This window comes from Mycobacterium sp. NGS17 (assembly GCF_059813205.1).
This window is the reverse complement of record NZ_JCALED010000003.1, coordinates 34,129-53,464: the sequence shown is the minus strand read 5'-3', so window position 1 is coordinate 53,464 and position 19,336 is coordinate 34,129. Positions and strand designations below refer to the sequence as shown.

Genomic DNA, 19,336 nt, shown 5'->3' with positions numbered 1-19,336 from the left:
GCTGACGCGCACCGACGCGATGAGATGGGGCGCCGATGAAGCTGGCGGTGATCGAGGGCGACGGTATCGGGCCCGAAGTCATTTCCGAGGCCATCAAAGTCCTGGACACGGTGCTGCCCGGGGTGGACAAGACCAGCTACGACCTCGGGGCGCGGCGGTATCACGCCACCGGTGAGCTGCTGCCGGACTCGGTCATCGACGAGCTGCGCGCGCATGACGCCATCCTGCTCGGTGCCATCGGCGACCCGTCGGTGCCCAGCGGCGTGCTGGAGCGAGGGTTGTTGCTGCGCCTGCGTTTCGAGCTGGACCACCACATCAACTTGCGGCCGGGCCGGCTGTACCCGGGGGTGAACAGCCCGCTGGCCGGTAACCCCGAGATCGACTTCGTGGTGGTGCGCGAGGGAACGGAAGGTCCCTACACCGGCACCGGCGGCGCGATCCGCGTCGGAACGCCCAACGAAGTGGCGACCGAGGTAAGCCAGAACACGGCATTCGGTGTGCGCCGCGTGGTGGCCGACGCGTTCGAGCGGGCGCAGCGACGCCGAAAGCACTTGACACTGGTGCACAAAACGAACGTGCTCACCTTCGCCGGCAAGCTGTGGTCGCGCATCGTCGCCGAGGTCGGCCGCGACTACCCCGACGTCGAGGTGGCGTACCAACACATCGACGCCGCGACCATCTTCATGGTCACCGACCCCGGCCGCTTCGACGTGATCGTCACCGACAACCTGTTCGGCGACATCATCACCGACCTGTCGGCGGCGGTATGCGGGGGAATTGGCTTGGCGGCCAGTGGAAATATCGACGGCACGCGGGCGAATCCCTCCATGTTCGAGCCGGTCCACGGCAGCGCTCCGGACATCGCCGGACAGGGCATCGCCGATCCGACCGCCGCCATCATGTCGGTGGCGCTCCTGCTCGCCCATCTCGGCGAAGACGACGCCGCTATGCGGGTGGACCGGGCCGTCGAGCAGTATCTGGCAACGAGAGGGAACGAACGGCGCGCCACCACCGAAGTCGGCGAACGGATTGCTGCCGGGCTTTGATCTCCAGGCCGGGCGGCACCAACCGCGTCGGTACCAGCGGCACGGCCGCCAAGGGGAACAACGCGCACAACAGCCATGCCGGTGGGTATTTCGCGGCCGAGATCAAGGCGCCGAAGAGCGGAGGCCCCGCGGCCGCCATCATTCGCTGGGTGGTGTTCTGGATGCCCAGGGCACGGCCGCTCCAGTACGGGCCGGCGAATTCGGTTATGGCGGTGGCTTCCAGCCCGTTGTCGAGAACCGCGATCACCGCGATGGCGACCATCAGCACCACCTGCCACCGGGTGTTCACGTAATCGGCCCAAGCCAGCAACAGAAGAGCGAGCACGGCGGCGGTCGCGATGTAGCGCACGGGTCGCATGCGTGAGCCGAGCCGATCGGACCAGCGGCCCACGGCCACGCGGCCGACCGCGCCGAGCAGCTGCGAGAGAGTGACCAACCCGCCGGCGGCCGCGACCGACCAGTGCAGGTTCCTGATCAACCACACCAGCATGAACGTCACGGTCACCGTTTGCGGCATCATCAGCAGACCCGCCACCGCGTGAATTCGCCACAGTGTCAACGACCCTCGGTACGGGCTGGCGAGTTCCTGAACGCTGGCGCTGGCGCGGGGCTTGCGCGGCGGGTCGACGATGCCGATGATGCTTACGATCGCCCCGAGCGTGCACGCCAGTGCGGTGAACCGAAGGCCGGCGCGCGGCCCGTGTTCGGCAAGCTCGGGAATTATCATGGCGCCCAACGCGATTCCCAGGGGTTGCGCGGTTTGGCGGATGCCCATCGCCAGCCCGCGCTGGTGTGGCGGAAACCAGGCGGACACCAACCGCCCGCCGGCCGTGTTGCAGCTGGCGGCGGCCATGCCGCCGAGAAACAGGTACACGGCGATCATCACCATCGAATGCGCCGAGGCCGCGGCGTAGGCCGCTACCGCGGTCAGCGCCGAGCCGGTGGCCATCACTACCCGCTCGCCGACCCGGTCCAGCACGTATCCCCAGAGCACCAGCGTGACCACCATGCCCCAGCTGGGCATCGAGGCCAGCAGGCCCGCCTCGTCGAGCCGGATTCCGCGCGCGGCCTGCAGCGACGGGATGAGGAACGCGACGCCGTTGATGAAGAGGAACGAACTCGCCGTTGCCAGCAGCGAAGCGATCATGATCGACCAGCGCGCGCCGGCGCCTATTTCGGGCGTCGCGGCCGGGTCGGTCTGCATTCCCCATGCTTGCATACCAACGCGAATTTTAGGGGTAGGACTTGTGGCGGTGCCCCCGCCGCGGTGCCCCCCGCCACGCCCGGCTACGCCGCGCTCGCGACCGTCACTGGCTCGAATGGTGACGGCCCGCCACGCCCGGCTACGCCGCGCTCGCGACCGTCACTAGGCTCAACCGAATGCGCCTTGGTCGAATCGCCAGCCCGGACGGTGTCGCCTTCGTGAGTATCGAAGGCGAACTCGACGACCCCGCCGAGATGATCGCGCGCGAGATCGCCGAGCATCCATTCGGCACGCCGAACTTCACCGGCCGATCATGGCCGCTGGCCGACGTCCGGCTGCTCGCCCCGATACTGGCCAGCAAGGTGGTGTGCGTGGGGAAGAATTACGCCGATCACATCGCCGAAATGAAGGACATGACCGGGCCGGCCCCGGTGGATCCGGTGATCTTCCTCAAACCCAACACCGCGATCATCGGGCCGAACGTGCCTATTCGCTTGCCCGCCAACGCATCACCGGTGCACTTCGAGGGCGAGCTGGCGGTGGTCATCGGCCGGCCCTGCAAGGACGTCTCGGCCGCGCAGGCGGCGGAGAACATCCTCGGCTACACCATCGGCAACGACGTGTCGGCGCGCGATCAACAAAAATCCGATGGCCAGTGGACCAGGGCCAAAGGGCATGACACCTTCTGCCCGGTGGGGCCGTGGATCGTCACCGACCTCAAACCGCTGGACCCGGGCGATCTCGAATTGCGCACCGAGGTCAACGGCGACGTCAAGCAGCGCAGCCGCACCTCACTGCTGATTCACGACATCGGGTCGATCGTGGAGTGGATCTCGGCCGTGATGACCTTGCTGCCGGGCGACATCATCCTCACCGGGACACCCGCGGGTGTCGGTCCCATCGAGGACGGCGACAGCGTCTCCATCACCATCGAGGGCATCGGCACCCTCACCAATCCCGTGGTCCGCAAAGGAAAATCGTGACTGCCCCAGCCCACGTCCGCGTTCGATTCTGTCCCTCGCCAACCGGCACGCCGCACGTCGGAATGGTCCGCACCGCGCTGTTCAATTGGGCCTACGCCCGACACACCGGGGGCACCTTCGTCTTTCGCATCGAGGACACCGATGCGCAACGCGACAGCGAGGAAAGCTATCTGGCGCTACTGGACGCGCTGCGCTGGCTGGGCCTGGATTGGGACGAGGGACCAGAGGTCGGCGGACCCTATGGCCCCTACCGCCAGTCACTGCGCAGTGAGATCTATCACGATGTCGTGGCCAAGCTGCTCGAAGCGGGGGAGGCCTACTACGCCTTCTCCACGCCGGAGGAGGTGGAGGCGCGCCACGTCGCCGCCGGCCGTAATCCCAAGCTGGGCTACGACAATTTCGATCGGCAGCTGACCGATTCCCAGCGTGCCGCGTTCCTGGCCGAGGGCCGCAAACCCGTCGTGCGGCTGCGGATGCCCGACGAAGACCTCGCGTGGGACGACCTGGTTCGCGGCGCCACGAGCTTCGCCGCCGGGTCCGTGCCCGATTTCGCGTTGAGCCGCGCCAACGGAGATCCGTTGTACACCTTGGTCAACCCGTGCGATGACGCGCTGATGAAGATCACCCATGTCCTGCGCGGCGAGGATCTGCTGCCGTCGACGCCGCGGCAGCTGGCGCTGTACCGGGCGCTGATCCGGATCGGCGTGGCCGAGCGCACTCCGCAGTTCGCGCACCTCCCAACGGTATTGGGCGAGGGAACCAAAAAACTCTCCAAGCGCGACCCGCAGTCGAACCTGTTCGCTCACCGCGACCGGGGCTTCATCCCGGAAGGGCTGCTCAACTATCTCGCGTTGCTCGGCTGGGCCATCGCCGACGACCACGACGTGTTCAGTCTCGACGAGATGGTGGCCGCGTTCGATGTGGTCAACGTCAACTCCAATCCCGCCCGCTTCGACCAGAAGAAGGCCGACGCGCTCAACGCCGAGCACATCCGGATGCTGGCGGTCGACGACTTCGCCGCCAGGCTGCGCGACTATCTCAACGTGCACGGTCATCGCCTCGAGCTGGACGACGCCAGCTTCGCCACCGCCGCGGAGCTGGTGCAGACCCGGATCGTGGTGCTCGGTGACGCATGGGAACTGCTGAAGTTCCTCAACGACGACGACTACGCGCTCGACCCCAAGGCCGTCGCCAAAGAGCTCGGAGCCGACGGCGCCGCGGTGCTGGACGCGGCGCTGCCCGCGCTGGAGGCGGTGGCCGACTGGACGGCGCCGCAGATCGAAGCCGCGCTCAAGGCCGCGCTCATCGACGACCTGGGCCTCAAGCCGCGCAAGGCGTTCGGTCCGATCAGGGTGGGTGCGACCGGAACGACCATCAGCCCGCCGTTGTTCGAGTCGCTGGAGCTGCTGGGCCGCGGCCGTAGCATGCGGCGACTGCAGGCGGCGCGTGAGACGGCCGGGCAGACCCCGCTCGAGTGACCGAGACCGCGCGTGCGGAGTGCCCGTCGAGACTTTGGTAGTCTGCACTGCGGTTTATGAAAGGCCGATGACGGCTGGCGGCGGCGGACTCCAAAGAGCTTATGAAAGCCCGCAATCGACGCTGACCAGCGGTTTTAGGCAGCCAATGGGGTATGGTGTAATTGGCAACACAGCTGATTCTGGTTCAGCCATTCTAGGTTCGAGTCCTGGTACCCCAGCAAAATTTTCTCCCCCTCAAGCGATTAGGTGGGCTTAGCGGGGTGAGCTATGCTGACTGCTCGGATCGTTTCTGGCCCCGTCGTCTAGCGGCCTAGGACGCCGCCCTCTCACGGCGGTAGCGTGGGTTCGAATCCCATCGGGGCTACAAACATCGCAGCTACTGGTCGGTCCCCAGGACTGCCGGTGCGGTCGATCCGCCGACCGGCATGGCCGGCAAGCCCAGTTTGCGGTGATCCCACGAACGAGCCCGGCGGGCCACAATGCGAACGCAGACCCGCTTGTTCATCATCTGCTCGACAAACGGTTTCATGTCGTCGCTGTAGGGGCCGGTGTAGCGCTCCCAGACGCTGACTCCCACGCGATGTGAGACGTCGGGATCGTCGACGATCTCGGCGACGCCCTCGAAGGACACCCCGCGCAGCGTGTCGTAGGTGTGGCCGTCCTCGATCAGAAAGCTCACGCGCGGATCGCGCTTGAGGTTGATCGCCTTCTGCGACTTGGCCTTGGTCTCCAGCCAGATCTCGCCGTCGACGACGGCGTACCACATGGCGGTCAGATGGGGCTGGCCGTCGGCGCCGACGGTGGCCAGCGTGCCGGTGCGGCTTTTCACGACGAAGTCGACGATCTCGTCTTCGGACATGACGATGCTCGCGCGCTGATTGGTTCCCATGCCGGCCAGTCTGTCAGGCGGGTTGCGGTGACTGTGCATTGGTGGCGTTGAGCGTGCGCCGAGGGCGACGAATTCCCGATTACGCCGCCCTGGACGCACACTGGCCGATGGCTCAGAGGCGGCGGGTGAGAGCTTCGGCGGCAGAGAGCAGATCGGCGGCCCAGCGTGCCCCGGGGCGCCGGCCGATCCGGTCGATGGGGCCCGAGACCGAGATGGCCGCGACGACGGCGCCGCGGCTATCGCGCACCGGGGCCGACACACTCGCCACGCCCGGCTCGCGCTCGGCCACGCTTTGGGCCCAGCCCCGCCGCCGCACCTCGGCCAGCGTTCGTTCGGTGAATTTCGCCCTCGCGAGCACCGCCTTCTGGGTGGCCACGTCGCTATGGGCCAGTAGCACTTTGGCGCCCGACCCGGCCGTCATCGGCAATCGCGCCCCGATGGGAACCGTATCGCGAAGGCCCGCAGCGGGTTCCAGTGCGGCCACGCAGACGCGGTCGGTGCCCTCGCGACGGTACAGCTGCACGCTCTCCCCGGTCGTTTCGCGCAACATCGGGAGCACCGCGGCGCTGGCCGTCAGCAGGGGATCGTTGACGTGGGCCGCCAGTTCGGTGACGGCCGGACCGAGCAGCCAGCGTCCCTCTTCGTCGCGTGCCAGCAGGCGATGGACTTCGAGGGCGGCGGCCAGCCGGTACGCGGTGGCGCGCGGTAGCGAGGTCCGCTCACACAGTTCGGCCAACCCACAGGGCGATTGAGAGATCGTGTGCAGGATTCCCACGGCTTTGTCCAGGACGCCGATACCGCTATGCTGTCTCACAAGGAGATACTAGCGTCTCGCACTCTGAGATCACAGCCCGAATGATCGGCGAGCCGCAACCGAGGCGAATTGAGGCGAGTTCGATATGGGAATCGACCAAGGGGCGGCCGGGGTCGCCACCAAACCGCGCACTCTGGCCGAAAAAGTATGGGATGACCACGTTGTGGTATCCGGTGGTGCCAGCGAGCCGGACTTGATCTACATCGATCTGCATCTGGTGCACGAGGTCACCAGCCCGCAGGCTTTCGACGGCCTGCGCCTGGCCGGCCGGCCGGTGCGCCGCCCCGACTTGACGCTGGCCACCGAGGATCACAACGTTCCGACCACCGATATCGACAAGCCGATCGCCGACCCGGTGTCGCGGACCCAGGTCGAGACATTGCGCCGAAATTGTGCCGAATTCGGTGTGCGGCTATATCCCATGGGCAACGTCGAGCAGGGGATCGTGCATGTGGTCGGGCCGCAGCTGGGTCTCACGCAGCCCGGAATGACGGTCGTGTGTGGCGATAGCCACACCTCGACGCACGGCGCATTCGGCGCGCTGGCCATGGGAATTGGCACTTCGGAGGTCGAGCACGTGCTGGCCACCCAGACGCTGCCGCTGCGGCCGTTCAAGACGATGGCGGTCAATGTCGACGGGCAGCTGCCCGCCGGTGTGACGGCCAAGGACATCATCCTCGCCCTGATCGCCAAGATCGGTACCGGCGGTGGGCAGGGGCACGTCATCGAATATCGAGGCAGCGCCATCGAATCGCTGTCGATGGAAGGACGGATGACCGTCTGCAATATGAGCATCGAAGCGGGTGCTCGGGCGGGAATGGTGGCTCCGGACGAAACCACGTTTGAATTCCTGCGTGACCGCCCGCACGCCCCGCAGGGGGCGCAATGGGATGCGGCGATGAGCTATTGGCGGCAGCTGCACACCGACCCCGGCGCCGAATTCGACACCGAGGTCTATCTCGACGCCGCGTCGCTGAGCCCGTTCGTGACGTGGGGCACCAACCCCGGCCAGGGTGTGCCGTTGGCCGGCGCCGTGCCGGACCCCGAGCTGATGACCGACGACGCGCAGCGTCAGGCGGCTGAGAAAGCGTTGGCATATATGGACCTTCCACCAGGCACGCCGATGCGTGACGTCGCCGTTGACACGGTGTTCGTGGGCTCTTGTACCAACGGTCGTATCGAGGATCTGCGGGTCGTCGCCGACGTGCTGCGCGGCCGCAAGATCGCGTCGGGGGTGCGGATGCTCGTCGTGCCGGGCTCGATGCGCGTGCGTGCGCAGGCCGAAGCCGAAGGGCTGGGTGAGGTTTTCACCGCCGCGGGCGCCGAATGGCGCCAAGCGGGCTGCTCGATGTGCCTGGGGATGAATCCCGACCAGCTTGCGCCGGGGGAGCGCTGCGCCGCGACATCTAACCGCAACTTCGAAGGGCGGCAGGGTAAAGGCGGTCGCACGCATCTGGTGTCTCCGGCGGTAGCGGCAGCGACGGCGGTACGCGGCAGATTGTCCGCTCCAGCCGATTTGAGCTGACGAATTCGAACTCTGAAGGGATGAGCATGGAAGCATTTCGCACCCACACCGGTATCGGTGTGCCGCTACGGCGCTCCAATGTCGACACCGATCAGATCATTCCGGCGGTGTATTTGAAGCGTGTCACCCGAACCGGTTTCGAGGACGGGCTGTTCGCCAGCTGGCGGTCGGATCCGTCATTCGTGCTAAATCTCAGCCCCTTTGACCGCGGCTCGGTGCTAGTGGCGGGACCCGATTTCGGGACGGGATCGTCGCGCGAGCACGCGGTGTGGGCGCTGATGGACTACGGGTTCCGGGTGGTCATCTCGTCTCGATTCGGTGACATCTTCCGGGGCAACGCCGGCAAGGCGGGGCTGCTGGCGGCCGAAGTTTCTCAGGACGGCGTGGAACTGCTCTGGAAGCTCATCGAGGAAAGCCCGGGACTGGAAATCACTGTCAATCTTCAAGATCGAAATATCACCGCGGGAACGACGGTGCTGCCGTTCAAGATTGACGACCATACCGCATGGCGACTGCTCGAGGGCCTTGACGATATAGCCCTTACGCTGCGGAAACTCGATGAGATACAAGCTTTCGAGGCGGCATATCCGGACTGGAAACCGCGCACTCTGCCCACCTCTTCAACGGCCGGGTGAAGCCGCTTTTCTGCTTGATCGGCTAACTAAACCGAGCCGATTTTCAGCACCCTCCACCGGTCAAGGGCGGCAACCGGATTGCGAAAACGTCGCACGCTTTGCCTTGAAATTGCGCGTGGCTCTTGGAAATTTGCTGGGTGAGGGTTTACCGTGTCCACTAGTCGGTTCAAATCGAGGACCACTAGCGTCGGAGGGATTGATGAACAAGGCAGAGCTCATTGATGTGCTCACAACTAAATTGAACACGGACCGTCGACAGGCGACCGCAGCGGTCGAGAACGTCGTCGACACCATTGTGCGTGCGGTACACAAGGGCGACAGCGTCACCATCACCGGGTTCGGTGTGTTCGAGCAGCGCCGCCGCGCAGCACGGGTGGCCCGCAACCCGCGGACCGGTGAGACGGTGAAGGTGAAGCCGACGTCCGTCCCGGCGTTCCGCCCCGGTGCACAGTTCAAAGCGGTTGTGTCTGGCGCACAGCGCCTCCCGTCGGACGGCCCCGCCGTCAAGCGCGGTGTCGTAGGGGGTAGCGGCGCGGCCAAGAAGACCGCCGCGAAGAAGGCGCCCGCCAAGAAGACCGCGGCCAAGAAGACCGCAGCCAAGAAGACTGCGGCCAAGAAGGCTCCGGCCCGCAAGGCCGCGACCAAGGCTCCCGCCAAGAAGACTGCGGCCAAGAAGGCTCCAGTTCGTAAGGCGGCGACCAAGGCTCCGGCCAAGAAGACTGCCGCCAAGAAGGCCCCGGCCAAGAAGGCCGCGACCAAGGCTCCGGCCCGCAAGGCTGCGAGCAAGGCTCCCGCCCGCAAGGCGGCCGCAAAGAAGACGACCGCCCGTCGCGGTCGCAAGTAGCGGAGTCAAGTTCTAGACACGAGTACCCTTCGGGCGGCATTGAAGCCCCCGAAGGGTATTCGTGCGTTAGCGGGTCGCCGCCATCGCGTCAGGCCCGAACGTCGGCCGCCAGCGCGCCGCCGATGTGGTCGGCAGCCACCAACCGTCCGTCTGACAGCGACAGCACCCAGGTGCTGCCCTTGTGGTTGCGCGATTTGTCGGGCCGCACGCCATCGCGCTGACACCACCACTCGATCAAATCCGGAATCACCTTGCCCTGAGTGCAGACAACGCGGGTGCCTTGCTGCTCGGCGATATCCAGCATCCGGTGGCGTCCGCGTTTCGCGTTCTTGGCATAGGCCTCTTCGGTAAGGGTGGGCTCGTTGTGCACGGGTACGTCCAGATCCTCGGCAAGCGGTTCCACGGTCTGGTGGCAGCGAACGCGGTCGGCCGCATGCACCTGCGACGCGCCGAAGGCGAGCAGCTGCGGCACCAGCGCCTCGGCCTGCGCACGTCCACGCTTGTCCAGCGGCCGCTTGGCGTCGTCGCCGGAGAAACGCGATTTGCGGCCGGCCGTGCCGTGCCGGACCACCAACAGGGTATGCGTGTCGGCGGGCTTCTTGTTGAAGTGGCGCAGCACTTTTCGGTCTTGCGCGTAATCCAGCTTCTGCATCGCCTCGGCGATCGGCAGCCACAGCAATCCGTCCACCTCGTTGCCGGGAGCGAAGTCCCCGCCGGTGGAGCGCGCCGCCCAGTAGCAGACCTTTTTGACGCCCTGGTCGATCGGGTAACTCACCAAGTCGAGCCGCCTGCCGAGGACGGCGTGCTGACCCGTCTCCTCGTGCACCTCGCGCACCGCCGTCACCGGCGCCGTCTCGCCGGGGTCGACCTTGCCCTTGGGCAGTGACCAGTCGTCATACCGGGGACGGTGAATGACGGCGATTTCGATGTCGCGGTCGCCCGCATCACCATCGCCCGGCCGCCACAGCACCGCACCGGCGGCGTAGACGACTCGGCTTCCAGAGCGCCGTGCGGCGGAGGAATTCTGGGTCGGCACCTCAACTCCTGCAGATCAATTCACTTCAGAGCCGCACACATGGTCAGGATGCGGCCGGGAGAAACGACCGGAAATCAACCGCACAGAGCTAGGGGCTGCGATGGCGCTCCATCAACGATACTTGGTGGTCGCGCACGCTCTCGCCTTCTTGTGGCGACGGGGTCCATTGCCCGTCGGGCCCCAATTCCCAGCACCGGGTCGACGGATCCAGTGCGGATTCGAACAATTCGTCAAGCTGCGCGGTGAGCTTGGGGTCCTTGACCTGAGCCAGTACCTCCACGCGCCGATCGAGGTTGCGGTGCATCATGTCGGCGCTGCCGATCCAGAACTCGTTGATGTTGCGGAAATGGATGATCCGCGAGTGCTCCAGGAAACGACCGAGAATCGAGCGGACGAAGACGTTTTCGGAATACCCTTCGGCGCCGGGGCGCAGCGCGCAGATGCCGCGCACCACGACCTCGACCCGCACCCCGGCCTGCGAGGCCCGGTAGAGCGCATCGATCACCTGCTCGTCGACGAGCGCGTTCATCTTCAGGCGAATGCGTCCGTTTCCGCGCTCGCGGTGCGCTTCGATCTCGCGTTCGACACGTTCGATGATGCCGGCCCGAATTCCATGCGGTGCCACCAGCAGATTGCGATAGGAGACCTTACGCGAATAACCGGTAAGCGAATTGAACAAATCGGTGAGGTCCGCGCCGATATCGGGGTTCGCCGTCAGCAGGCCGACATCCTCGTACAGGCGGGCGGTTTTGCTGTTGTAGTTGCCGGTTCCGATGTGGCAGTACCGCCGGATGGCCGAACCTTCGCGACGCACCACCAGGCAAGTCTTGCAATGCGTCTTGAGGCCGACCAGCCCGTAGACCACATGCACGCCCGCCTGCTCGAGTGCGCGCGCCCAACGGATGTTGGCCTGTTCGTCGAAACGCGCCTTGATCTCGACGAGGGCGACGGCCTGCTTTCCGGCCTCGGCCGCTTCGATCAGCGCCCGCACGATCGGCGAATCACCGGAGGTGCGGTACAGCGTTTGTTTGATCGCCAGCACGTTGGGGTCCGCGGCGGCCTGCTGGATGAAGCGCTGCACGCTGGTGGAGAAAGAGTCGTACGGGTGGTGCACCAGGACGTCGCCCTCGCGCAGCGTCGCGAAAATGCTCTTGGGAGATTCGCGATCCGCGAACGCGGGGTGGGTGTCAGGGACGAACGCCGGGTCCTTGAGTGCCGGCCGGTCGAGGCCGTAGATCTGCCACAGCGACGAAAGGTCGAGCAGGCCGGGGACTTCGATGACGTCACCGGGATGCACATCGAGTTCGCGCAGCAGCAGTTCCAGCATGCCCTCGGTCATGTCGTCGGCGATTTCGAGTCGCACCGGCGGACCGAACCGCCGGCGCGCCAATTCCCGCTCCAGCGCCTGCAGCAGATCCTCGTCGCGGTCTTCTTCGACTTCCATATCGGCGTTGCGGGTGATGCGAAACGCGTGATGCTCCACGATTTCCATGCCCGGGAAGAGAAGAGGAAGGAACGCCGCGATCAGCTCCTCCATCGGCAGGTAGCGGACGATCGTCCGCCCGCCGTCGTCGGCGCTGCCGATAGCCGCGAGCTCGACGAAGCGATCGACGTTGTTGGGCACCTTGACTCGCGCGAAGTGCTGACCGCCGTCCTCGGGCTGACGCACCATGACCGCCAGGTTCAGGCTCAGCCCGCTGACGAACGGGAACGGGTGCGCGGGATCGACGGCCAGTGGCGTCAACACAGGGAAGACCTGTTCGGTGAAATAGGCGGACAATTCGTCGCGCTCGCGCTGATCGAGGTCGGCCCACGTGACGATGTGAATGCCTTCCTCGGCGAGCGCGGGCCGCACCGAATCGAGGAACACCCGCGCGTGCCGGGTCGCGATCCGCTGCGTGTGTTCGCCGATGAGGGCGAGTTGCTTTCGCGGCGTCAGCCCGTCGGCGGAGCGGACCGACAATCCCATCTCGTCACGGCGCTTGAGGCCGGCGACGCGCACCATGTAGAACTCGTCGAGGTTGGAGGCGAAGATCGCCAGGAACTTGGCACGTTCCAGCAGCGGCAGCGAGTTGTCGTCGGCCAGCGCCAGCACGCGGGCGTTGAAGTCGAGCCAGCTCAGTTCGCGGTTGAGGTAACGATCGTCCGGGAGATCGGTCAGCGCGGCCTGGGTCGCAGCCGGTGGTGCCGCCACGGCCGAGTCGCCCGAATGCCACAAATTCTCGTCGGGTCGCGCCTCAGCTTCGATTTCAGTCACCCTGCGATCATTGCTCATCATGCGCGGGTGCTGCCAGTGGTGATCGCGAGCGCGGCGTAGCCGGGCGAAGCGGGTCACCACCATCGGAGCCAGTGGTGATCGCGAGCGCGGCGTAGCCGGGCGAAGCGGGTCACCACTACCGCGCCCAGCGCTCGCGGGACATCCATTCGCCGTTGGGATGACGTTTACCCACCGGACAGATTTGCCGACCGATTCAGTGCGCCGCGATCGCGCGTGCGGTGGCCGGCCCCACCCCGAGGCGACGGGCGGCGGCGAGATCGTTGGGGGTGTCGACGTCACACCGCAGGCCGGGCCAGGCGCCGGTGAGCTCGATCGCACCCGAACTGCGGTGCCGCGCCGAGGAATCGGAGCCGAACTGCGGGTTGAGCGGGCTGCCGAACGCGAACAGCGCCGCGGTGCCGGTGGCCAGGCGGTCGGCGACGAAGCTACGCCGGTGCTGGCGTGCGGCGGCGATCGCCTCGTTCAGCTCCTGGGTCTGCAGTGCGGGCAGATCCCCTTGCAGCACAACGATATTGGTGAAAGCACTGCCCACCGCGTGTTCCGCGCTTGCGATGGCGTTGTTCAGTGGATCGGGATGACCCTCGGGTGTCGGGTCGGCCAGCACGTCGGCTCCCAGATCGATGGCCGCCGCGGCCGCGGCGTCATCGGGCGTGATCACGGTGATCGAACCCAGCGACCTGACCCGTCCGGCGGCGGTCAGGGTGTCCGTCAGCATGGCGAGCACGACGCTTTCCCGCGTGCGCGCCGAAAACACCGGGGCCAGCCTGGTCTTGGCCGCGGCCAACCGCTTGACGGCGATGATCAGCGCCACATCGCCGCCGTCGTGGGCCGCACCGTCGGCTCGTATGCCGCTCATGAGAAGTCATCCTGCCAGCGACGCTCTGCGGATCGCCCGTCACGGGGCGTGATGCCGACCCGGTGCGCCGGACGCGCTGGCTCGCGTGACGCCCGTGATCTAGGGTGTAGCGGCTGCACGTGCCGCGTGAGCGACACCGACCACGGACAGGGGGTCACACATGACCAGCGCATCATCGGGCGCCGTCGCGGTCATGGGTGCCGGGGCGTGGGGCACGGCGCTGGCCAAAGTGCTGCTCGACGCCGGGGGGCCGGACACGTCGGTCACGCTGTGGGCCCGCAGGCCCGAGCTCGCCGAGCAGATCAATTCCACCCGATACAACGCCGACTACCTGCCCGGCACGTTGCTGCCGCCGGGCATCCGGGCCACCGCCGACGCCGCCGAAGCCCTGCGCGACGCGTCGACCGTACTGCTGGGCGTGCCCGCGCAGACGATGCGCGGCAACCTCGAGCGCTGGGCGCCGCTGATCCGGGAGGGCGCCACCCTGGCCAGCCTGGCGAAGGGCATCGAGCTGGGCACGTTGATGCGGATGAGCCAGGTCATCGTCTCCGTCGTCGGCGTCGACCCGTCTCAGGTCGCGGTGATCTCGGGACCCAACCTGGCCAGCGAGATCGCCGCATCCCAGCCCGCCGCCACCGTCATCGCGTGCAGCGACTCGGGGCGCGCCGTGGCCCTGCAGCGCATGCTGAACAGCGGCTACTTCCGCCCGTACACCAATAGCGACGTGGTCGGCACGGAGATCGGCGGGGCCTGCAAGAACGTCATCGCCCTGGCGTGCGGGATGGCCGTCGGTGTCGGACTCGGCGAGAACACCGCGGCGGCGATCATCACCCGCGGCCTGGCCGAGATCATGCGGCTGGGGATTGCGCTGGGCGCCAAGGGCGCGACCCTGGCGGGGCTGGCCGGAGTGGGCGACCTGGTGGCGACCTGCAGCTCACCGCGATCGCGCAACCGTTCGCTGGGCGAACGGCTCGGCCGGGGGGCGACCATCTCGTCGGTGCTGGCCGGCACGCCCGACGGCGGCGACGGGCACGTCGTCGAGGGTGTGACGTCCTGCGAGTCGGTGCTGGCGCTGGCCGCCAGTTACGACGTCGAAATGCCCCTCACCGACGCCGTGCACCGTGTGTGCCACAAGGGGTTGTCGGTGGACGAGGCGATGGCCCTGCTCCTGGGCCGCAGGACCAAGCCCGAATAGACCGCGCGGACGTATGAGGACATACGAGAAGGCCATGCAAGGCCCGCCACCCGGCCGGGCCCGGCGCCACCCGGTAGCCTCTTGAGATTGTGAATGCCAGCCAGCGCTCGCCGCACCCCGGCTCAGGCCAGCGGGTACGCGTCGCCGTCGTCTTCGGCGGGCGCAGCAACGAGCACGCCATCTCGTGCGTCTCCGCGGGCAGCATTCTGCGCAACCTAAACCCGGAGCGGTTCGAGGTGCTCGCGATCGGCATCACTCCCGAGGGCTCCTGGGTGCTCACCGACGGCGACCCCGCCGCGCTGGCGATCACCGACCGGCAACTGCCCGAGGTGACCGCCGCATCGGGAACGGAACTGGCGCTGCCCGCCGATCCCGCGCGCCGTGGTCAACTGGTGTCCCTCGCCCCCGGCGCCAGTGAGGTGTTGGCGTCGGTCGACGTGGTGTTTCCGGTGCTGCACGGCCCCTACGGCGAGGACGGCACCATTCAGGGTCTGCTGGAACTCGCCGGTGTGCCCTACGTGGGCGCCGGCGTGCTCGCCAGCGCGGCGGGCATGGACAAAGAGTTCACCAAAAAGCTGTTCGCCGCCGAAGGACTGCCGATCGGCGACTACGCGGTGCTGCGCCCGTCGCACTCCGGGCTGCGCCCCGACGAGTGCGAGCGGCTGGGCCTGCCGGTGTTCGTCAAACCCGCCCGGGGCGGTTCCTCGATCGGCGTGAGCCGCGTGTCGAGCTGGGATCAGCTGGACGGCGCCATCGCGATGGCCCGGCGGCATGACCCGAAAGTCATCGTCGAGGCCGCCGTCGTCGGTCGTGAGCTGGAATGCGGTGTGCTCGAAATGCCCGATGGCACAGTGGAAGCCAGCACGCTGGGTGAGATACGGGTGGCCGGCGTGCGCGGGCGCGAGGATTCGTTCTACGACTTCTCGACCAAATACCTCGACGACGCGGCCGAACTGGACGTGCCCGCCAAGGTGGACGACGAAATCGCCGACAGCGTGCGCCAATTGGCGGTCCGGGCGTTCAAGGCGATCGACTGCCAAGGGCTGGCCCGGGTGGACTTCTTCCTCACCGAAGACGGGCCGGTGCTCAACGAGATCAACACGATGCCGGGATTCACCACGATCTCGATGTACCCGAGGATGTGGGCGGCCAGCGGCGTGGACTACGCGACGTTGCTGGCGACGATGGTCCAGACCGCGCTGGCCCGCGGAGTAGGCCTGCGCTAAGCACCTAGCGGGGCTGGCCGGGGTCGATGGGCGCCGCCGGGATGCTGCGGTCGATCGCCTCGGAGAGCCGCTGGATCGGCGTCGGTCCCGATCCGGCCGGCAGAGTGAGCGCCACATAGACTCCGCGGTCCACCGTGTACCAGGTGGAGCGGCCCGCATCACCGGCGGATTGCTGTTCGGAACGCACCTGGAACCACTGCACCCGATCGACGACCTGGATCGGTGATCCCAGCACGAACTCGGCGGGGCGATCGACGCCGCAACGCAGCACCACCGGGTCACCGTCCGGCCCGCTTCGCCAGGCGGCGACGCCGTGCGGGGCCGGCTGCTCGAGCGGCGCGTGCTGGTAATCCCCGAGCCGCTGCGGCAGCGCCCCCATCAATGCCCGGCATGCGGGCGCGTCGGCCTGCGGCGCGGGGGCCGCGGGAACCGCGACCGAACGCGGGGGCGCCTCCCGGGTCGCAGCGATGGCCAGGATCACGCCGATGGTCGCGACGGCCAGCGCGATCGCGACGATGATCAGCGCGCGCGGCGGCCCGGCATCGGCGTCCGATTCGGTTGCCACCGCCCGCGCACCTCCTGTTCTGCTAACCACTATCGCCCGCATTTACTTACGTGCCAATTTATTCTCGGGGGCGAATAAGGGCCGCGTAGCCCCGTCCGCCGCGGTCTGAGCGACGGCACGAGCCCTATCGTGGGTGGCGTGCAAGACGAAGCGGGCGAGTCGCCGTCGCTGCGGCAACTCGGCGAGTTCGCCGTGATCGATCGCCTGGTGCGGGGGCGCGAGCAGCCCGCAGCGGTCGTGCTCGGACCGGGTGACGACGCGGCGCTGGTGTCATCGGGTGATGGCCGCGCGCTGGTGTCGACCGACATGCTGGTGCAGGATCGGCACTTCCGGCTGGACTGGTCGACGCCGCACGACATCGGCCGCAAGGCCATTGCCCAGAACGCCGCGGACATCGAGGCGATGGGCGCGCGGCCGACGGCATTCGTGGTCGCCTTCGGCGCACCCGGTGACACACCGGCGGCGGAGGTGGATGCGCTGGTCGACGGAATGTGGGACGAGGCGCAACGGATCGGTGCCGGCATCGCCGGCGGCGACCTGGTCCACTGCCCGCAGTGGGTCATCTCGGTGACGGTGCTGGGCGACTCCGACGGGCGCGCACCGGTGCTTCGGTCGGGCGCGAAGCCCGGTGCACTGATCGCCGTCGCCGGTGACCTGGGCCGGTCGGCGGCGGGATTTGACCTGTGGCGCAACGATATTGATGGCTTCGATGAGCTGCGGCGCCGGCATCTGGTGCCGCAGCCCCCCTACGGACAGGGCGCGGTGGCCGCGGCCGGGGGCGCGCAGGCGATGATCGACATCTCCGACGGCCTGGTCGCCGACCTGCGTCATGTCGCCGAGGCGTCGGGGGTCGGCATGGATCTGTCCACGACGGCGCTGGCCGCGGACCGCGATGCGCTTGGGGCCGCCGCGGTCGCGGTGGGCGCCGATCCCTGGCACTGGGTGCTGGGCGGTGGCGAGGACCACGCCCTGGCGGCGTGTTTCGCCGGCCCCGCGCCGGCCGGATGGCGCGTCATCGGGCGGGTTCTCGACGGGCCGGCCCGGGTGCTCGTCGACGATCAGGAGTGGATCGGCTACGCCGGCTGGCAATCGTATTAGGGTGACGCGGTGACCGTTTACGCGATCGCGAAGAGCCGATGATGACCGCGCGTCCGCTGAGTGAACTGGTGGAGCCCGGTTGGGCGAGCGCGCTGCAGCCGGTGTCCGACCAGGTGGCCGAGATGGGGCAATTTTTGCGCGCCGAGATCGCGGCCGGGCGCAGGTATTTGCCCGCCGGACCGAATGTGTTGCGCGCCTTCACCTATCCCTTTGACGACGTCCGGGTGCTGATCGTCGGGCAAGACCCGTACCCGACCCCCGGACACGCTGTGGGCCTGAGCTTTTCGGTGGCGCCCGAGGTGCGGCCGTTGCCGCGCAGTCTGGCCAACATCTTTCAGGAGTACGGCGCGGACCTGGGCCATCCGCAACCCTCGTGCGGTGACCTGACGCCCTGGGCGCAACGCGGCGTGCTGCTGCTGAACAGGGTGCTCACCGTGCGCCCCAGCAATCCCGCTTCGCATCGTGGCAAGGGCTGGGAGGCGGTGACCGAGTGCGCTATCCGGGCGCTGACGCAGCGGTCGCGGCCCCTGGTGGCCATCCTGTGGGGCCGCGACGCTTCGACGCTCAAACCGATTCTCGCTCAAGGGAATTGCGTCGCCATCGAATCGCCGCATCCGTCCCCGCTGTCGGCCTCGCGCGGGTTCTTCGGTTCGCGCCCGTTCAGCCGCGCCAACGAACTGCTGGCCGAGATGGGCGCCGACGCGATCGATTGGCGCCTGCCATGACCGAGATGTCCGCGCTGCGGGCGCACCGCCGGGGCGGCCCGGAGGAGCTGGTGCTCGAACGTGTCCCGGTCCCGGTGCCGGCCGCGGGCGAAGCCTTGATCGCCGTGCACGCGGCGGGAATCACCTTCGACGAGCTGACGTGGGAGGAGACCTGGACCCGCGACGGGGCCAGCCGCCTGCCGGTGATCCCGTCCCACGAGGTGTCGGGCGTCGTCAAAGCGGTCGCCGCCGACGTCACGGATTTCGCGCCCGGCGACGAGGTGTACGGGTTGATCGCGTTCGACCGCGACGGTGCGGCGGCCGAATTCGTCGCCGTACCGGCGGCCGACCTGGCCAGCAAGCCGTCGACGGTGTCGCACGTCGTCGCCGCCGCGCTGCCGCTGGCCGGCCTGACCGCCCTGCAGGCTCTGGTCGACCACGCCGCCGTGCAACCGGGCGAGACCGTGCTGGTGCACGGGGGCGCCGGGGGAGTGGGACTGCTGACGGTTCAGCTGGCCGCGCTGCGGGGCGCCCGGGTGACCGCGACGGTGCGCAGCGGCGCCGCCAATCTTCTGCGCGGCTGCGGCGCGCACCGGGTGATCGACGTGCGCGCCGAGGCATTCGACGAGACCGATGCCCGCTACGACGTCGTCATCGACACGGTCGGCGGCCAGATGTTGGAGCGGTCGTTCGGCGTGGTGCGCCGCGGGGGCCGGCTGGTTACCCTGCCCGCACCGCCTCCGGACGGCCGGGCCGACGAGTTCGGCGTCACCGCAACCTTTTTCATCGTCACGCCGAATCGAGATCAGCTCGACGAGCTGGCCGCGCTGGTGGACGGCGACCGGTTGCACGTCGCGATCGCCCAGACGTTCGGCCTCGACGAGGGCCGCGAGGCGTATGAGAGTCGCGGCACCGACAGGCACGCCGGCAAGACGGTCCTCGTCGTGCGGGACTGAGCGC

Annotated in this window: 18 protein-coding genes and 2 tRNA genes; 13 read left to right on the top strand and 7 right to left on the bottom strand. The window is 67.7% G+C overall.

Features of this window, described 5'->3' with window-relative positions; all coding sequences use genetic code 11:
• Positions 1-35: 35 nt before the first annotated feature.
• On the top strand, positions 36-1,046 hold the full coding sequence (locus AC5Y7E_RS08065; protein ID WP_499948386.1) for a 3-isopropylmalate dehydrogenase: 1,011 nt from the start codon (positions 36-38) through the stop codon (positions 1,044-1,046).
• Here the strand turns inward: AC5Y7E_RS08065 and AC5Y7E_RS08060 are convergent.
• Positions 946-2,250: an MFS transporter gene (locus AC5Y7E_RS08060; RefSeq protein ID WP_499948385.1), complete on the bottom strand. Its 1,305-nt coding sequence runs from the start codon at positions 2,248-2,250 to the stop codon at positions 946-948. The genes AC5Y7E_RS08065 and AC5Y7E_RS08060 overlap by 101 nt on opposite strands.
• Before the next feature lie 176 nt (positions 2,251-2,426).
• On the opposite strand from AC5Y7E_RS08060, the gene AC5Y7E_RS08055 reads away from it, so the two are divergent.
• The 4 genes from AC5Y7E_RS08055 to AC5Y7E_RS08040 all read left to right on the top strand — a co-directional run bounded on the left by AC5Y7E_RS08055 (position 2,427) and on the right by AC5Y7E_RS08040 (position 5,075).
• Positions 2,427-3,233, top strand: a complete 807-nt coding sequence (locus AC5Y7E_RS08055) for a fumarylacetoacetate hydrolase family protein (RefSeq protein WP_499920162.1) — start codon at positions 2,427-2,429, stop codon at positions 3,231-3,233.
• Entirely contained in the window at positions 3,230-4,711 is a 1,482-nt protein-coding gene (gene gltX / locus AC5Y7E_RS08050; protein WP_499948383.1) for a glutamate--tRNA ligase, read from the top strand. Before AC5Y7E_RS08055 ends, gltX begins: the two co-directional genes overlap by 4 nt.
• Before the next feature lie 146 nt (positions 4,712-4,857).
• Positions 4,858-4,929, top strand: a tRNA-Gln gene (locus AC5Y7E_RS08045).
• A 73-nt stretch (positions 4,930-5,002) separates the two neighbouring features.
• Positions 5,003-5,075, top strand: a tRNA-Glu gene (locus tag AC5Y7E_RS08040).
• A gap of 12 nt (positions 5,076-5,087) precedes the next feature.
• On the opposite strand, the gene AC5Y7E_RS08035 is transcribed toward AC5Y7E_RS08040, so the two are convergent.
• Positions 5,088-5,600 (bottom strand): pyridoxamine 5'-phosphate oxidase family protein, encoded by a 513-nt coding sequence (locus AC5Y7E_RS08035; protein ID WP_499948381.1) that lies wholly within the window; start codon positions 5,598-5,600, stop codon positions 5,088-5,090.
• A gap of 112 nt (positions 5,601-5,712) precedes the next feature.
• Positions 5,713-6,414, bottom strand: coding sequence for an IclR family transcriptional regulator (locus AC5Y7E_RS08030; protein ID WP_499948379.1), 702 nt, complete (start codon positions 6,412-6,414; stop codon positions 5,713-5,715).
• Between the two features lie 85 nt (positions 6,415-6,499).
• Here AC5Y7E_RS08030 and leuC point away from each other — a divergent pair, with 85 nt between their 5' ends.
• From leuC to AC5Y7E_RS08015, 3 genes are all read left to right on the top strand, one after another.
• Positions 6,500-7,939 carry a 3-isopropylmalate dehydratase large subunit gene (leuC, locus tag AC5Y7E_RS08025; RefSeq protein WP_499948378.1) on the top strand — a complete coding sequence of 480 codons (1,440 nt, stop codon included), beginning with the start codon at positions 6,500-6,502 and terminating at the stop codon, positions 7,937-7,939.
• Positions 7,940-7,965: 26 nt separating this feature from the next.
• Complete coding sequence (leuD, locus tag AC5Y7E_RS08020) at positions 7,966-8,574, top strand: 3-isopropylmalate dehydratase small subunit (RefSeq protein ID WP_499920235.1); 609 nt, start codon at positions 7,966-7,968, stop codon at positions 8,572-8,574.
• A gap of 199 nt (positions 8,575-8,773) precedes the next feature.
• The gene (locus tag AC5Y7E_RS08015; RefSeq protein WP_499920167.1) at positions 8,774-9,418 is read left to right on the top strand and encodes an HU family DNA-binding protein; all 645 of its coding nucleotides are present in this window, start codon (positions 8,774-8,776) and stop codon (positions 9,416-9,418) included.
• Between the two features lie 88 nt (positions 9,419-9,506).
• Here the strand turns inward: AC5Y7E_RS08015 and mutT1 are convergent, their stop codons facing one another.
• The 3 genes from mutT1 to cofC all read right to left on the bottom strand — a co-directional run bounded on the left by mutT1 (position 9,507) and on the right by cofC (position 13,588).
• Entirely contained in the window at positions 9,507-10,454 is a 948-nt protein-coding gene (gene mutT1, locus AC5Y7E_RS08010; RefSeq protein ID WP_499920168.1) for an 8-oxo-(d)GTP phosphatase MutT1, read from the bottom strand.
• A gap of 88 nt (positions 10,455-10,542) precedes the next feature.
• A complete protein-coding gene (locus AC5Y7E_RS08005; RefSeq protein WP_499920236.1) occupies positions 10,543-12,732 on the bottom strand; it encodes an RNA degradosome polyphosphate kinase in 2,190 nt (729 codons plus the stop codon).
• A gap of 193 nt (positions 12,733-12,925) precedes the next feature.
• The gene (gene cofC / locus AC5Y7E_RS08000) at positions 12,926-13,588 is read right to left on the bottom strand and encodes a 2-phospho-L-lactate guanylyltransferase (protein ID WP_499948377.1); all 663 of its coding nucleotides are present in this window, start codon (positions 13,586-13,588) and stop codon (positions 12,926-12,928) included.
• Positions 13,589-13,748: 160 nt separating this feature from the next.
• Here cofC and AC5Y7E_RS07995 point away from each other — a divergent pair, with 160 nt between their 5' ends.
• Both AC5Y7E_RS07995 and AC5Y7E_RS07990 read left to right on the top strand, forming a co-directional pair.
• The gene (locus AC5Y7E_RS07995) at positions 13,749-14,783 is read left to right on the top strand and encodes an NAD(P)H-dependent glycerol-3-phosphate dehydrogenase (protein ID WP_499920170.1); all 1,035 of its coding nucleotides are present in this window, start codon (positions 13,749-13,751) and stop codon (positions 14,781-14,783) included.
• A gap of 89 nt (positions 14,784-14,872) precedes the next feature.
• Positions 14,873-16,009 carry a D-alanine--D-alanine ligase family protein gene (locus AC5Y7E_RS07990; RefSeq protein ID WP_499948375.1) on the top strand — a complete coding sequence of 379 codons (1,137 nt, stop codon included), beginning with the start codon at positions 14,873-14,875 and terminating at the stop codon, positions 16,007-16,009.
• Between the two features lie 4 nt (positions 16,010-16,013).
• On the opposite strand, the gene AC5Y7E_RS07985 is transcribed toward AC5Y7E_RS07990, so the two are convergent.
• Positions 16,014-16,574: a DUF3515 domain-containing protein gene (locus AC5Y7E_RS07985; RefSeq protein WP_499920172.1), complete on the bottom strand. Its 561-nt coding sequence runs from the start codon at positions 16,572-16,574 to the stop codon at positions 16,014-16,016.
• 129 nt (positions 16,575-16,703) lie between these two features.
• Between AC5Y7E_RS07985 and AC5Y7E_RS07980 the strand changes: the two genes are divergently transcribed.
• From AC5Y7E_RS07980 to AC5Y7E_RS07970, 3 genes are read left to right on the top strand one after another with little or no spacing between them, the layout of a single operon-like run.
• On the top strand, positions 16,704-17,672 hold the full coding sequence (locus tag AC5Y7E_RS07980) for a thiamine-phosphate kinase (protein WP_499948374.1): 969 nt from the start codon (positions 16,704-16,706) through the stop codon (positions 17,670-17,672).
• Positions 17,673-17,713: 41 nt separating this feature from the next.
• Positions 17,714-18,397, top strand: a complete 684-nt coding sequence (locus AC5Y7E_RS07975; protein ID WP_499920174.1) for a uracil-DNA glycosylase — start codon at positions 17,714-17,716, stop codon at positions 18,395-18,397.
• A 5-nt stretch (positions 18,398-18,402) separates the two neighbouring features.
• Entirely contained in the window at positions 18,403-19,332 is a 930-nt protein-coding gene (locus AC5Y7E_RS07970) for an NADP-dependent oxidoreductase (protein ID WP_499948801.1), read from the top strand.
• The last annotated feature ends 4 nt before the right edge of the window (positions 19,333-19,336 follow it).